The organism is Psychroserpens sp. Hel_I_66, assembly GCF_000799465.1.
Taxonomy (GTDB): domain Bacteria; phylum Bacteroidota; class Bacteroidia; order Flavobacteriales; family Flavobacteriaceae; genus Psychroserpens.
The window spans coordinates 2,553,639-2,566,509 of record NZ_JUGU01000001.1 but is presented as its reverse complement, the minus strand read 5'-3'; the positions used below and the strand labels follow the sequence as shown (position 1 = coordinate 2,566,509).

The window sequence follows — 12,871 nt, the reverse complement described above, 5'->3', positions numbered from 1 at the left end:
ACAAAAAAACAAGAAACACAAACGCTTAAAATAAAATTACAGAACGATGATTTTAGAAATGAAAGTTCCTTCACCAGGAGAATCAATCACAGAAGTTGAAATTGCACAATGGTTAGTAGAAGATGGAGATTATGTTGAAAAAGACCAAGCCATTGCAGAAGTTGACAGTGATAAAGCTACATTAGAATTACCTGCTGAAGCAAGCGGAGCCATAACACTCAAAGCCGAAGAAGGCGATGCTGTTGAGGTTGGAGCTGTAGTATGCTTAATTGATACATCTGCAGAAAAACCAAGCACAGAATCTGGTAAAGATGTGCCTACGACATACCAAGGAGGAGGAAGCGAAGGTGGAGCAAATAAGCAAGAAACCAAAGAGCTTATGGAAGATCTTGATTCTGAAAAGAATAAAAAAGATAGCGAAAAAGCGCCAAATCCTGCACAAAAAACTTACGCTTCTGGTACAGCAAGTCCAGCTGCAAAGAAAGTTTTAGCAGAAAAAGGTATGGATGCATCATCTGTATCTGGAACAGGAAAAGATGGTCGTATCACTAAAGATGATGCAGTAAATGCAACACCTTCAATGGGTACGCCAACTGGCGGAAATCGTAGTACGTCTAGAAGTAAAATGTCAATGTTACGTCGTAAAGTAGCAGAGCGTTTGGTAGAGGCTAAAAATACAACTGCTATGTTAACCACTTTCAATGAGGTTGACATGTCACCAATTTTTGAACTACGTAAGCAATATAAAGAAGACTTTAAAGCAAAACATGGCGTGAGTCTTGGGTTTATGAGTTTCTTTACACTTGCGGTAGTAAGAGCATTAAAAATGTATCCTGCTGTAAACTCAATGATTGACGGAAAAGAAATGATCACCTATGATTTTGTTGATATTTCAATCGCAGTATCTGGTCCAAAAGGATTAATGGTGCCAGTGATGAGAAATGTAGAACATTTAAGTTTTAGAGGCGTAGAATCTGAAGTTAAGCGTTTGGCTATTCGCGCTCGTGACGGACAAATAACCGTTGATGAAATGACGGGTGGTACGTTTACCATCTCGAATGGTGGTGTGTTTGGTAGTATGCTATCAACTCCAATTATCAATCCTCCGCAAAGCGGAATTTTAGGAATGCACAACATTGTTGAGCGCCCAGTGGCAATTGATGGTCACGTAGAAATTAGACCAATCATGTACGTCGCCTTATCTTATGACCATAGAATTATTGATGGTAAAGAATCTGTTGGTTTCCTTGTTGCGATTAAAGAAGCACTGGAAAATCCGGTAGAGTTGTTAATGGATAACGATGTGAAGAGAGCATTGGAAATGTAATAATTGCTTTTCTTCGGAAATTAAAAAACTAGCGCAATTCATCTTTTGGATTGCGTTTTTTTATATAAAAAAGTCAAATAAAAAAGCGCAACCTATAAATAGAGTTGCGCTTTTTCTCCCTAATAAAAATAACTAACTAACTAAAAAAGTTTACAATAATATTAATTGATATTATTAAAATGGCACTAATAATTAAGCCAGCAATAAAGATTTTATTGGTTAGGCTTTCTTTGTTTTTCATTGTTTCCATTTTTTATATGTTTTGAATTTTGTTTTTTTTTAATAAAGCTCTGAGCTTTTGACCACTCAGAGCCCTATCCCCTTTAAATTAATAGAGTTAATAGATAAATCCCTCTAATCTTAATAACTCGTTATCAAAATTCGCCATTATTTCCGTGTCAAACAATACGTAGTTCTACGTATATTTTGGTTTTTTTCAGTAAAAATTCGGGTTATTAATCTTTTCGAGCTAAAAAAAAAGACATTTTTAAAACAAAAAAGCTCTAGACCAAAAAAGGACTAGAGCTTTAATCCTTTTAAAAAAAGGAAATTGATTAATAGCAATACAAATTTCGCTATTAAATACATACCAAACAATACGTAGTTCTACGTATATTTTGAAAATATTAAATTATGAAATTTATGTATACTCTAATAAGAACTCTTGATGCTCTTTTGCAAATAAAGCAATACTACTTGGGTTGGATTCTAATTTGAGTTTGTGACGAATGTTGCTTTTATGTTTTTCAACCGTTCGGTCAGATATGCAAAGTACGTTGGCAATTTCTTTTGCAGTTTTGCTTTTTACGATGAACTTGAGCACTTTCATTTCAGTATCTGTCAAAGTTTTTAAATCTTCTGGCGTTTCCTTTATTTCAAGATATTCAATAAGTTCTGGGCTAAAATAAGATCGTTCCTCAAGCACATTGGCAATACAGTGCTCTATTTCAGCAATGGCAAACTCCTTGAGTATATACCCATAAATCCCTAAAGATTTAGCCTTAATGTAGATTTCCTCACTCTTTTCAAAAGTGATGATTATTATTTTAGTATTGAGATTGGCTTCTTTGCATTTTTCTGCAACTTGTAAACCTGTAAGAATAGGCATTTGAATATCTAATATTGCTAGATCTGGTTGGTGAGCGCTGATAAGGGTAAAAGCCTCTTTACCATTTTTTGCACTTGCAATAACATTGAACTTTTTTTCTATTAGAAAATCATTTAACCCTTTTAATATTAAAGGATGATCGTCTGCTATGATGATTGAGGTTGACATTTTGCTATTAATGTGAGGGGTTTGAACTTAAAGATAAGAGATTTTAGAAGGTATTTAAAATTTTTCTTACAATTTTAGATACAGGTATTTTTTTTGATAGTCAATCACAGCTTTTGACTTTTTAAGGATATCTGCACCAATAATACCATCTACAGGATTAGCTTCATGAGCTATGAGCGCAGTATTTACATGAGCTAAATTAAAGAGTATGAGTACCACTTTGTCTTTTTTCCATTTACCAATTTTTATGGTGTTCTTTTTAGAAACTTGGGTAAGCATATCTGTCGCTCCAGCACCAGCAGCTTTAATTTCAGAATCTTTGGCAATGAGTTTAAAGTTATCAATCCCTTCAAAACCAATACAAGAACTTGAGGCACCAGTATCTAATATAAAATTTCCCTTAACACCATTTATGGTTGCTTTTAGCTCAAAATGATTGGTCTTGGTAAATCTAAGTTTAATTTTAGCATAGCCTTTACCTAGCATAAATTCTTGTAAAGTTTCCATAACTTTTATTTTAAAACAAAGATAGTTTTATAAATCGATTATTTTTGCAATATGATAATTACAGATACACATACACATCTTTACAGTGAAGCTTTTGATGAAGACCGAAAGAAAATGATAGAAAGGGCAATCTCGCAAAATGTTTCGCGCTTTTTTATTCCTGCAATAGACTCCACTTATACAGATGCAATGTTAAAACTCGAAGCAGATTTTCCAGAGTCGGTTTTTTTAATGACGGGTTTGCACCCAACACACGTTAAAGATAATTATAGAGAAGAATTGCAGCATGTAGAAGATATGCTTGCCAAACGATCTTTTTACGCCATAGGTGAAATAGGTATTGATCTATATTGGGACAAATCCACTCTCAATATTCAAAAAGGTGCTTTTAGACATCAAATTAATTTAGCAAAGCAGCACGAATTGCCAATCGTTATTCATTGTAGAGAAGCTTTTGATGAGATTTTTGAAATCCTTGAAGAAAAGAGCGATGATGATCTCTTCGGAATTTTCCATTGCTTCACCGGAAATTTAGAACAAGCAAAACAAGCCATTTCTTACAACATGAAATTAGGCATAGGAGGCGTAGCAACGTTTAAAAACGGAAAAATTGATCAGTTTCTCAATCAAATAGATCTAAAGCACGTTGTTCTAGAAACAGATGCGCCTTACCTAGCACCAAAACCATATCGAGGCAAACGCAACGAAAGTAGTTACATTGTTAAGGTAGTTGAGAAATTAGCTGAAATTTATAATATTTCCGAAGAAAAAATTGCGGAAATTACTACTCAAAATTCTAAAGATATCTTCGGAATATAGCGTATGGCAACACATCAACCTAACATATTATTGATCTATACAGGCGGAACTATTGGGATGATCAAACATCCTGAAACGGGTGCGCTCAAGTCGTTTGATTTTAATAATCTTATCAAAAAAATACCAGAGCTCAAATTATTAGATTGTAATATCGAGACCATATCTTTTGAAGATCCTATTGATAGTAGTAATATGAACCCTAAGTATTGGGTTCAAATTGCAGAAATCATTGAGAACAATTATGACGATTTTGATGGTTTTGTAGTGTTGCATGGTAGTGACACGATGAGTTATTCGGCTTCTGCATTGAGTTTTATGTTTGAGAACCTGGCAAAGCCAATCATTTTCACAGGATCACAATTGCCTATTGGAGATTTGAGAACAGATGCCAAAGAAAATTTAATCACTTCCATTCAAATGGCCTCTTTACAAAAGGCTGGAAGACCTGTTATAAGGGAAGTGGGTTTGTATTTTGAGTATAAGTTGTACCGCGGAAATAGAACGACTAAAATAAATGCAGAACATTTTGAGGCCTTTGAGTCTTTAAACTATCCGCATTTAGCAGAGTCTGGAGTTCATTTAAGAGTAGAGCAAGACGATTTGTATAAACCGAATCTTCGAAAAAAACTAGTGGTGCACAAAAATTTTGAAACAAATATCTTATTGATAAAGCTATTTCCGGGAATAAGTGAATCTGTTTTAAAACCATTATTTGATATAGAACATATTAAGGGTATTGTTTTAGAAACCTATGGCGCAGGAAATACCACAACAGAAACTTGGTTTATAGAGATGCTAAAAGCGACTATAAAACGAGGATTACCTATTATAAATGTCACACAATGCTCAGGTGGTAGCGTGGCGATGGGGCAATATGAGACAAGTACCCAATTAAAACAAATAGGCGTCATATCTGGAAAAGATATTACTACTGAGGCAGCATTAGCAAAATTGATGTTTATGCTGGGAGAAAAGGTGTCTATTAAAACATTCAAAACTATTTTTGAAACCTCATTAAGAGGCGAGATGTCATAGAAATTCTCAATTCTCTTTTTTTAGATTAATAGGAGTTGTATGTTTGCAAACTCAAAATAGAGAGGTGGCCGAGTGGCTTAAGGCGCACGCTTGGAAAGCGTGTATACTTCACGGTATCGAGGGTTCGAATCCCTTCCTCTCTGCAAAAGGTTCATCCTGCAACTTGAAAAGTTGCAGGATTCATTTTTTGAAACCATATTAAACTTCGTTTAAGGTTAGTTTAAAAAAAAAAGGAATTTGAACACGACCTTCCGTCGTGTATCAGTATGGACTATGCTTGCAAAAGAATTCATAATTGGGATGCACGTCGTCAATGTTATAAATAGGAATAGATAAACTCAAAGCAAAGCATAAGTAAGAGTTGATAATAGATAGTCAATATGTAATATAGTGGATGGGATTTACATGTTTGCTTAAAATTACCAATAAACATGCAAAAGTCAGTCTTAAAAATTTGAATTGAATTATTAAATTTCGATAAAGCCGAGGTAAAGCTTAACAAATATCAATTTAAATACTTTTAAGATTTGGCCTGAATCAATTATCTCGTAGTTCTAAATAGCCAATTTATGTTAAAGTTTGAGGCTCTAGTTTCAATCCAAATTTTGAAGTAAGTATATTTAAATAATTGAGATTAAAGACCAAATTATATGACGCTTAAACGTTTGGGAGTTTTAAATTTTCCGAAGTAATGGAAAAAATGACATGAATTGTATTAACAAAAGAAAAATAAAAAATTAAGTTTTTTGATTTCCGTTTTAATTATCCAAAACATTTTAATTAAATTCGTCGTATATAAATAATATTAATTGTTTAAAAACAACCATAAACTGTACGACTCAATTAGTATTTTTATTTTTTAATTACATTTTTTTTATATCTTTAACACTTTAACTAATAAAATTAAGAACAATCACGATGAAAAGACTATTTTCTATCTTAGCCATAGCAGGAATCATGGCTTTCGGTACTGTTAATGCAAACGCAATTACAGTAGAAGCTGCAACTACCGCAGTTACCACAACATTTCAAGAAACAGATAATGACACTGCAACAGATGACAGATCATTTACACAAGTTGTAAAAGATCGTTTTATTGAAGGTGGTCCATTCTTTATGGGTATTGTATTGCTTTGTTTAATTCTGGGATTAGCGATCGCTATTGAAAGAATCATTTATTTAAATCTTGCAACTACAAATACTAAAAAATTAACTCGTGACGTAGAAGATGCTTTAAATTCAGGTGGTATTGAAGCTGCTAAGGAAGTTTGTAGAAATACTAAAGGACCTGTTGCTTCTATATTTTACCAAGGTTTAGATCGAGCAGACGAGGATATTGATGCTGCTGAGAAAGCTGTAGTAGCTTACGGTGGTGTTCAAATGGGACAATTAGAAAAGAATGTTTCTTGGATCTCTTTATTTATCGCCTTAGCACCAATGCTTGGTTTCATGGGTACAGTATTAGGTATGATTGATGCATTTGATAAAATTGAAGCTGCAGGGGACATGAATCCTTCTCTTGTTGCGGGTGGTATTAAAATTGCACTTTTAACAACTGTATTTGGTCTAATTGTTGCTATTATACTACAAATCTTTTACAATTACATCATTGCAAAAATTGACAGCATCGTTAACGATATGGAAGATGCTTCTATCACTTTAATGGATTTATTAGTAAGACATAAGAGATAATCAACTAATTATTAAATCAAACAGAACATGAATATTCAAAAAATAATCAAAATTGTTGCTTTAGTAATAGGTCTGATTGGTGTATTCTTCTTAGTGAACATAATCATGACTGGAGATGAAGCTATTGCAGCAGATGTCTCTAACCAAGGTATGTTGTCTGCGTTTATAACCTTAGCATTTGTTGTTTTGGCTATTGCGACAGTTGCAGCTGTATTGTTTAGCCTTATCAATTTGGCTAGCAATCCAGACAAGCTTAAAAAGACATTACTATCGGTTGGTGTGTTTGCAGCAATTCTATTATTGGCATTCTTTTTGTCTTCGGGAGAAGAGCGAATGCTAAATGACGGAACTACACTAACAGCATTTCAGTCACAATTGATTGAAGGAGCAATTAAGGCATTCTATATTTTAATTTTGGCAGCAGCAGGTTTAATGTTGTTCTTCGGAATTAAAAAGATGCTCAGTAAATAATATTAACTATGGCAAAACGATCAGCACCAGAAGTTAATGCAGGTTCTATGGCAGACATTGCATTCTTACTTCTTATATTTTTCTTAGTAACTACAACTATTCCAAAAGATTCTGGGATTAACCGTAAGCTTCCTCCAATGGAACCGCCTAACGACGAAGATGTAGTTATCAAGCAAAAGAATATTTTTACTGTTTTGATTAACGGTAAGGATCAATTACTAGTGGAAGATGAACTGATGGAGCTTAAAGATTTAAGAAAAGCTGCCATAGAGTTTTTAGATAACGGTGGAGGAACTGATGCAGCTGGTAACAGGTGTGATTACTGTAAGGGTGATAGGGATGCTTCATCTTCAGATCATCCAGATAAAGCTATTATTTCTTTAAAAAACGAAAGAGAGACATCTTACGCGCAATACATTTCAGTACAAAATGAATTGGTTGCAGCCTATAATGACTTACGTAATAGAAGAGCATTAGAAATAGGGCCTAAAAGAGGTTTTAATGATATGAACTTTGTTGAAATGGAAAAAAATTATAAGGATCCAAAGTTTAATGGAAATAAGGATAGGCTTAAAGAGGTTATTGATCAAATTAGAACTGAATATCCAGAAAAGCTTTCTGAGGTACAATAACATATAAATACTAATAATACTATGTCTAAATTTAAAAGTAAAAAAGACAATGATTTACCAGCAGTAAATACAGCATCTTTACCTGATATTGTATTTATGCTCTTATTTTTCTTTATGGTGGTAACTGTAATGAGAGAAGATACGCTCTTAATTGAAAACAGATTACCTTTAGCAGATCAGGTTGAAAAATTGGAAAAAAAATATCCAATTAGTTATATATACGCTGGAAAACCTGCAAAGAATTTAGAAAGTAAATATGGTAAAGAAGCGAGATTACAGCTTAATGATAAATTTGCAGATATTAGCGAAATTAGGGCTTTCATAAACCAAGAGAGAGCAGCTATTGCCAGAGAAGAATTAGTAGATTTCTTAACGGTATCACTTAAAGTGGATAAAGAGGCTAATATGGGTATCGTTGGAGATATTAAAAAAGAACTTAGGGAGGCAAACGCTCTAAAAATTAATTATACTGTAGGTACAGGTAGTGCCTTAGATAATTAATTAAAAACTTTAGTTAAAATAAAAAAGCATTCGCATCTAGCGAATGCTTTTTTTGTATCTACTAAAAATGTAGTATTGTGTATTGAGTTATATTTGTATTATGAAACAGGTGTTTTTTTTGTTTTTTATGTTCCCCTTTATTGGTATTATTGCTCAAGAGCGTGATAATCCTCTTCAAGATGGAATAGTAAATGATAGTATAAAAGTTGTAGATAAAAATTATAGAGAAGATCAATTTTATGTTTCTGTAACTTATAATTTATTGGGAAATAAACCAGATAATGTATCACAAAGTGGTTTTTCAAGTGGGTTTCATTTGGGTTTTATAAGAGATATGCCAATTAACGAGAAACGTAATGTTGCTATAGGATTAGGCCTAGGTCTTTCTTCAAATTCGTATAACCAATCGTTGTTGATTTCAGAAAATAATAGAAGTTTCAACTATACAATTTTAGAAGACGTGTCTTTCAGTAAAAATAAGTTTACAACTTACCTAATTGAAGTTCCGTTGGAGTTTAGGTGGCGAACATCTACAGCCACAGAATATGATTTCTGGAGAATCTATTCTGGTATTAAACTTGGATATGTTGTCTATAATACTTCAAAATTTATTGGTAGTCCTAATAATATCCAATTAACCAATATTGATGACATAAATAAGCTTCAATACGGTCTTACTTTAAGTGCAGGCTACTCTAATATCAATTTCCATTTTTATTATGCTTTAAATAGTATTTTTAATAAGAACGCGAAAGTGAATAGTAGTGGAGAACTTGTCAAAATGAATGCTATTAAAATTGGATTGATCTTTTATATTTTGTAGTTATAGAGACTTAAATAGATCATTTTTTTAAATTACATCCAGTAGTTTAATAATATGAGTTGTGGCATTAAACCCACGAAAAAACCTGCAATCAATTCTGTATTAGTATGCGCTTTCATATGTAGTCTTGAAGTAGCAATAGCTCCCAAAATGATGCACATAAGCGCAATTGTCCCATTGATATTTATTTTAAAGTGAATAGCTAATGCTATAGCAAACATAAAAAAACCTGCAGATCCAATCATATGAATACTGGCTTTAAACTTTGCAAGCGTGAGAGCAAAACAGGTGATGTTTGAAATTAGAATACCCATAAAGAAAAAGTATAACTCTGGTATCTCGTCTTGAGGTAAGACACGAATCAAAATAAGTATAAGAATAACACTATTAATGAGTAATGGGATTCTTCGCTCTTTAACGGTCTCTAAGTGAGCATTATCAACTTTGTTAATAGTCTTCAACAAAAGATATAGGAGAATTGGGAGGACAATTGTAAGAATCGAAATAGAAAACACCTTGGCTTTCATTAATGATTCTGGGACAAATCGTGGTGTTTTCGAAAAATAAAAAACAACGCCAAGTAAAGGCATTAACAATGGATGAAAAATGTATGATATGCTTTTTAGGAGCTGGTTCATTATATTTTCTTCCTCAACCTAGCCACAGGAACATCCAGCTGCTCACGGTATTTAGCAACCGTTCTCCTTGCTATAGGGTAGCCTTTTTCTTTTAAGATCTTGGCAAGCTTTTCATCGGTGAGCGGTTTTTTCTTATTCTCTTCCTCAATAACGGTTTCGAGTATTTTTTTGATTTCTCTTGTTGAAACTTCCTCACCTTGATCATTGGTCATGGATTCACTAAAAAATTCCTTAATGAGTTTTGTTCCATAGGGTGTATCAACATATTTGCTATTGGCCACACGAGATACTGTAGACACATCCATTTCAATCTCATCTGCAATATCCTTTAAAATCATTGGTTTGAGATTGCGCTCATCGCCTGTAAGAAAGTATTCCTTTTGATAATGCATTATGGAACTCATGGTCACAAAAAGCGTTTGTTGACGCTGTTTGATAGCTTCAATGAACCATTTAGCAGCATCCAGCTTTTGTTTTATAAACATCACTGCATCCTTTTGGGATTTGCTCTTATCTTTAGATTCTTTATAGCCTTTCATCATATTGCTATATTCTCTAGATACGTGCAGTTCTGGAGCATTTCGTCCGTTGAGCGTTAATTCTAATTCGCCATCAACAATTTTAATCGCAAAATCAGGGACAACGTGCTCAACCCTTCTGTTATTGCCAGCATAAGAGCCTCCAGGCTTAGGATTTAAACGTTCTATTTCTTCAATAGCGTCTCTTAGCTGAACTTCAGTAATATCAAATTTTTGTAATAATTTTTTATAATGCTTTTTTGTAAATTGGTCAAAAGCCTTGTCTATAATATCACAAGCGAGCTCTACATCTGGATTTTTATCTTTTCGGTGTAGTTGGATACTTAAGCATTCCTGTAAATTTCTAGCACCAACTCCTGCAGGATCCAATTGATGCACTTTATGGAGTACTTTTTCGATTTTTTCTTCCGAAGTAAAAATGTTTTGGGTGAATGCTAAATCATCCATAATATCGCTAAGTGACCTTCTTATGTAACCACTTTCGTCTACACTGCCCACCAAAAATTCTGCGATATCACGTTCTTCATCAGATAATCGAAACGTATTTAATTGTGTCGTTAAATGTTGTGTAAATGAAGTTCCCGCAGCATAGGGCATCACTTTTTCCTCATCATCACTACTGTAATTACTTACTTGGGTTCTATAATCTGGTACGTCATCATCACTTAAATACTCGTCAATATTGATATCTTCGGTATTGATTTCATCATTATCGTTGTAATCATCTTCTGAATTATCGAACTCATCAAACTTATCCTCTTCAATATCTTCCTTACCGGTGTCTAGCGCAGGATTTTCTTCTAATTCCTGTTTTATACGTTGCTCAAATGCTTGTGTAGGCAACTGGATCAACTTCATAAGCTGAATTTGTTGCGGTGACAACTTTTGCGATAATTTAAACTGTAAATACTGTTTGAGCATATTATAAATTTGGTATAAAGTAAAGTTAAAAAAACTATTGATATATGCTTATAAAAGTGGGTGCTTTTAAGAATAATTTAGTGGATGCTTTTTTCTTCGGAAATGGGATGACTCAAAATACTGTCAATTAAAAAGACCTATCAGGTTTCTAAAACTGATAGGTCTAAATATATAAATTTTCCTTTTTCTTGTATCGTGCTTGTTATAGCATACATTAAAGAGATACCTGCTTTTGCAGATATTTAAAACTCCGCATTTTGAGGTGTACGAGGATAAGGAATCACATCTCTAATATTCCCCATTCCGGTTGCGAACATTACCAAACGCTCAAAACCTAATCCAAATCCAGAGTGTACAGCAGTACCGTATTTACGTAAATCCAAGTACCACCATAATTCTTCTTCATCAATATCTAGAGCTTTCATTTTCTCTTTTAAAACGTCCAAACGCTCCTCACGTTGAGAACCTCCAACCATTTCTCCAATACCGGGAAATAAAATATCCATGGCACGAACCGTTTTTCCATCCTCATTTAAACGCATATAAAACGCTTTGATATTTGCTGGATAATCAAATAAAATGACAGGGCATTTAAAATGCTTTTCTACCAAGAAGCGCTCATGCTCACTTTGTAAATCTGCTCCCCATTCTTCAATAATATAATTGAATTTCTTTTTCTTATTGGGTTTAGAATTCTTTAAAATATCAATGGCTTCGGTATAGCTAACACGCTTAAAATTGTTGTCTACTACAAACTTTATTTTTTCAATTAAGCTCATTTCAGAGCGCTCTGCTTGAGGTTTTGTTTTCTCTTCATCCAATAAACGCTTTTCCAAAAACTCTAAATCTTCCCGATTGTGTTCTAAGACATAGGTTAGCACAGATTTCATAAAATCTTCTGCTAAATCCATATTCCCTGCCAAATCCATAAAAGCAACTTCTGGCTCTATCATCCAAAATTCTGCAAGGTGACGAGAGGTATTTGAGTTTTCTGCTCTAAAAGTTGGTCCAAATGTGTACACCTTTCCAAGTGACATGGCAAACGTTTCTGCTTCTAATTGACCAGATACGGTTAGATTTGTTTCTTTTCCGAAGAAATCTTCTTTATAGTTGATATTTCCGTGGTCATCCAAAGGCGGATTTTTAGCATCCAAAGCGCTCACTCTAAACATTTCGCCAGCACCTTCGGCATCACTACCCGTGATGATTGGCGTATGCATATAGTAAAAACCGTTATCATTAAAATATTTATGAATAGCAAATGATAATGAACTACGCAAACGCATTACAGCGCTAAATGTATTTGTTCTTGTGCGCAAATGGGCATTCTCACGTAAAAATTCAAACGTATGTTTTTTGGGTTGGATAGGATAGTCCTCAGGGTCTGAATCTCCAAGAATCTCAATAGATGAGACTTGAATTTCCACCTTTTGACCTTTACCTTGACTCTCTACCAATTCACCTTTAATATGAATTGCAGCACCAGTGGTGATACGCTTTAAAATAGCTTCATCTGTATTTTCAAAATCAACGACACATTGTATATTATTTATAGTAGAACCGTCATTTAAAGCAATAAAACGATTAGATCTAAATCCTCTTACCCAACCTTTAATCTCTATAGGTTGAAAGGTTATGTCCTGTGTTAATAATTGTGAAACTGTATAGCTCATTATTTAAAATTTTATGC

The 12,871-nt window shown here is 33.6% G+C and carries 13 protein-coding genes and 1 tRNA gene; 9 read left to right on the top strand and 5 right to left on the bottom strand.

Annotated features, from left to right (window positions below; genetic code table 11):
- Positions 1 to 46 precede the first annotated feature (46 nt).
- Positions 47 to 1,327, top strand: coding sequence for a 2-oxoglutarate dehydrogenase complex dihydrolipoyllysine-residue succinyltransferase (gene odhB / locus GQ40_RS11455; protein ID WP_047548350.1), 1,281 nt, complete (start codon positions 47 to 49; stop codon positions 1,325 to 1,327).
- 640 nt (positions 1,328 to 1,967) lie between these two features.
- Here the strand turns inward: odhB and GQ40_RS11450 are convergent.
- Positions 1,968 to 2,603, bottom strand: coding sequence for a response regulator (locus GQ40_RS11450; RefSeq protein ID WP_047548346.1), 636 nt, complete (start codon positions 2,601 to 2,603; stop codon positions 1,968 to 1,970).
- A gap of 66 nt (positions 2,604 to 2,669) precedes the next feature.
- Complete coding sequence (locus GQ40_RS11445) at positions 2,670 to 3,110, bottom strand: TIGR02281 family clan AA aspartic protease (RefSeq protein WP_047548343.1); 441 nt, start codon at positions 3,108 to 3,110, stop codon at positions 2,670 to 2,672.
- A gap of 51 nt (positions 3,111 to 3,161) precedes the next feature.
- Between GQ40_RS11445 and GQ40_RS11440 the strand changes: the two genes are divergently transcribed.
- The 8 genes from GQ40_RS11440 (at position 3,162) to GQ40_RS11405 (ending at position 9,083) form a co-directional block, all read left to right on the top strand.
- On the top strand, positions 3,162 to 3,929 hold the full coding sequence (locus tag GQ40_RS11440) for a TatD family hydrolase (protein ID WP_047548341.1): 768 nt from the start codon (positions 3,162 to 3,164) through the stop codon (positions 3,927 to 3,929).
- A gap of 3 nt (positions 3,930 to 3,932) precedes the next feature.
- Entirely contained in the window at positions 3,933 to 4,964 is a 1,032-nt protein-coding gene (locus GQ40_RS11435) for an asparaginase (protein WP_047548338.1), read from the top strand.
- Between the two features lie 58 nt (positions 4,965 to 5,022).
- Positions 5,023 to 5,107 (top strand) — tRNA-Ser (locus GQ40_RS11430).
- A 775-nt stretch (positions 5,108 to 5,882) separates the two neighbouring features.
- Positions 5,883 to 6,656, top strand: a complete 774-nt coding sequence (locus GQ40_RS11425) for a MotA/TolQ/ExbB proton channel family protein (protein WP_047548334.1) — start codon at positions 5,883 to 5,885, stop codon at positions 6,654 to 6,656.
- Positions 6,657 to 6,683: 27 nt separating this feature from the next.
- Complete coding sequence (locus tag GQ40_RS11420; protein ID WP_047548332.1) at positions 6,684 to 7,127, top strand: hypothetical protein; 444 nt, start codon at positions 6,684 to 6,686, stop codon at positions 7,125 to 7,127.
- An 8-nt stretch (positions 7,128 to 7,135) separates the two neighbouring features.
- The gene (locus GQ40_RS11415) at positions 7,136 to 7,759 is read left to right on the top strand and encodes an ExbD/TolR family protein (protein ID WP_047548329.1); all 624 of its coding nucleotides are present in this window, start codon (positions 7,136 to 7,138) and stop codon (positions 7,757 to 7,759) included.
- Between the two features lie 21 nt (positions 7,760 to 7,780).
- Complete coding sequence (locus tag GQ40_RS11410) at positions 7,781 to 8,260, top strand: ExbD/TolR family protein (protein ID WP_047548326.1); 480 nt, start codon at positions 7,781 to 7,783, stop codon at positions 8,258 to 8,260.
- A 100-nt stretch (positions 8,261 to 8,360) separates the two neighbouring features.
- A complete protein-coding gene (locus GQ40_RS11405; RefSeq protein ID WP_047548323.1) occupies positions 8,361 to 9,083 on the top strand; it encodes a porin family protein in 723 nt (240 codons plus the stop codon).
- A 32-nt stretch (positions 9,084 to 9,115) separates the two neighbouring features.
- Here GQ40_RS11405 and GQ40_RS11400 read toward each other — a convergent pair whose 3' ends face one another.
- The 3 genes from GQ40_RS11400 to asnS all read right to left on the bottom strand — a co-directional run bounded on the left by GQ40_RS11400 (position 9,116) and on the right by asnS (position 12,854).
- Positions 9,116 to 9,544, bottom strand: coding sequence for a hypothetical protein (locus GQ40_RS11400; RefSeq protein ID WP_316931471.1), 429 nt, complete (start codon positions 9,542 to 9,544; stop codon positions 9,116 to 9,118).
- A 176-nt stretch (positions 9,545 to 9,720) separates the two neighbouring features.
- Positions 9,721 to 11,181, bottom strand: a complete 1,461-nt coding sequence (gene rpoN, locus GQ40_RS11395; protein WP_047548317.1) for an RNA polymerase factor sigma-54 — start codon at positions 11,179 to 11,181, stop codon at positions 9,721 to 9,723.
- Between the two features lie 242 nt (positions 11,182 to 11,423).
- Positions 11,424 to 12,854 (bottom strand): asparagine--tRNA ligase, encoded by a 1,431-nt coding sequence (gene asnS, locus GQ40_RS11390; RefSeq protein WP_197052674.1) that lies wholly within the window; start codon positions 12,852 to 12,854, stop codon positions 11,424 to 11,426.
- Positions 12,855 to 12,871 lie beyond the last annotated feature (17 nt).

Coding starts and splice junctions, on each gene's coding strand:
- odhB (WP_047548350.1), top strand. CDS start 47: ATGATTTTAGAAATGAAAGTTCCTTCACCAGGAGAATCAATCACAGAA.
- GQ40_RS11450 (WP_047548346.1), bottom strand. CDS start 2,603: ATGTCAACCTCAATCATCATAGCAGACGATCATCCTTTAATATTAAAA.
- GQ40_RS11445 (WP_047548343.1), bottom strand. CDS start 3,110: ATGGAAACTTTACAAGAATTTATGCTAGGTAAAGGCTATGCTAAAATT.
- GQ40_RS11440 (WP_047548341.1), top strand. CDS start 3,162: ATGATAATTACAGATACACATACACATCTTTACAGTGAAGCTTTTGAT.
- GQ40_RS11435 (WP_047548338.1), top strand. CDS start 3,933: ATGGCAACACATCAACCTAACATATTATTGATCTATACAGGCGGAACT.
- GQ40_RS11425 (WP_047548334.1), top strand. CDS start 5,883: ATGAAAAGACTATTTTCTATCTTAGCCATAGCAGGAATCATGGCTTTC.
- GQ40_RS11420 (WP_047548332.1), top strand. CDS start 6,684: ATGAATATTCAAAAAATAATCAAAATTGTTGCTTTAGTAATAGGTCTG.
- GQ40_RS11415 (WP_047548329.1), top strand. CDS start 7,136: ATGGCAAAACGATCAGCACCAGAAGTTAATGCAGGTTCTATGGCAGAC.
- GQ40_RS11410 (WP_047548326.1), top strand. CDS start 7,781: ATGTCTAAATTTAAAAGTAAAAAAGACAATGATTTACCAGCAGTAAAT.
- GQ40_RS11405 (WP_047548323.1), top strand. CDS start 8,361: ATGAAACAGGTGTTTTTTTTGTTTTTTATGTTCCCCTTTATTGGTATT.
- rpoN (WP_047548317.1), bottom strand. CDS start 11,181: ATGCTCAAACAGTATTTACAGTTTAAATTATCGCAAAAGTTGTCACCG.
- asnS (WP_197052674.1), bottom strand. CDS start 12,854: ATGAGCTATACAGTTTCACAATTATTAACACAGGACATAACCTTTCAA.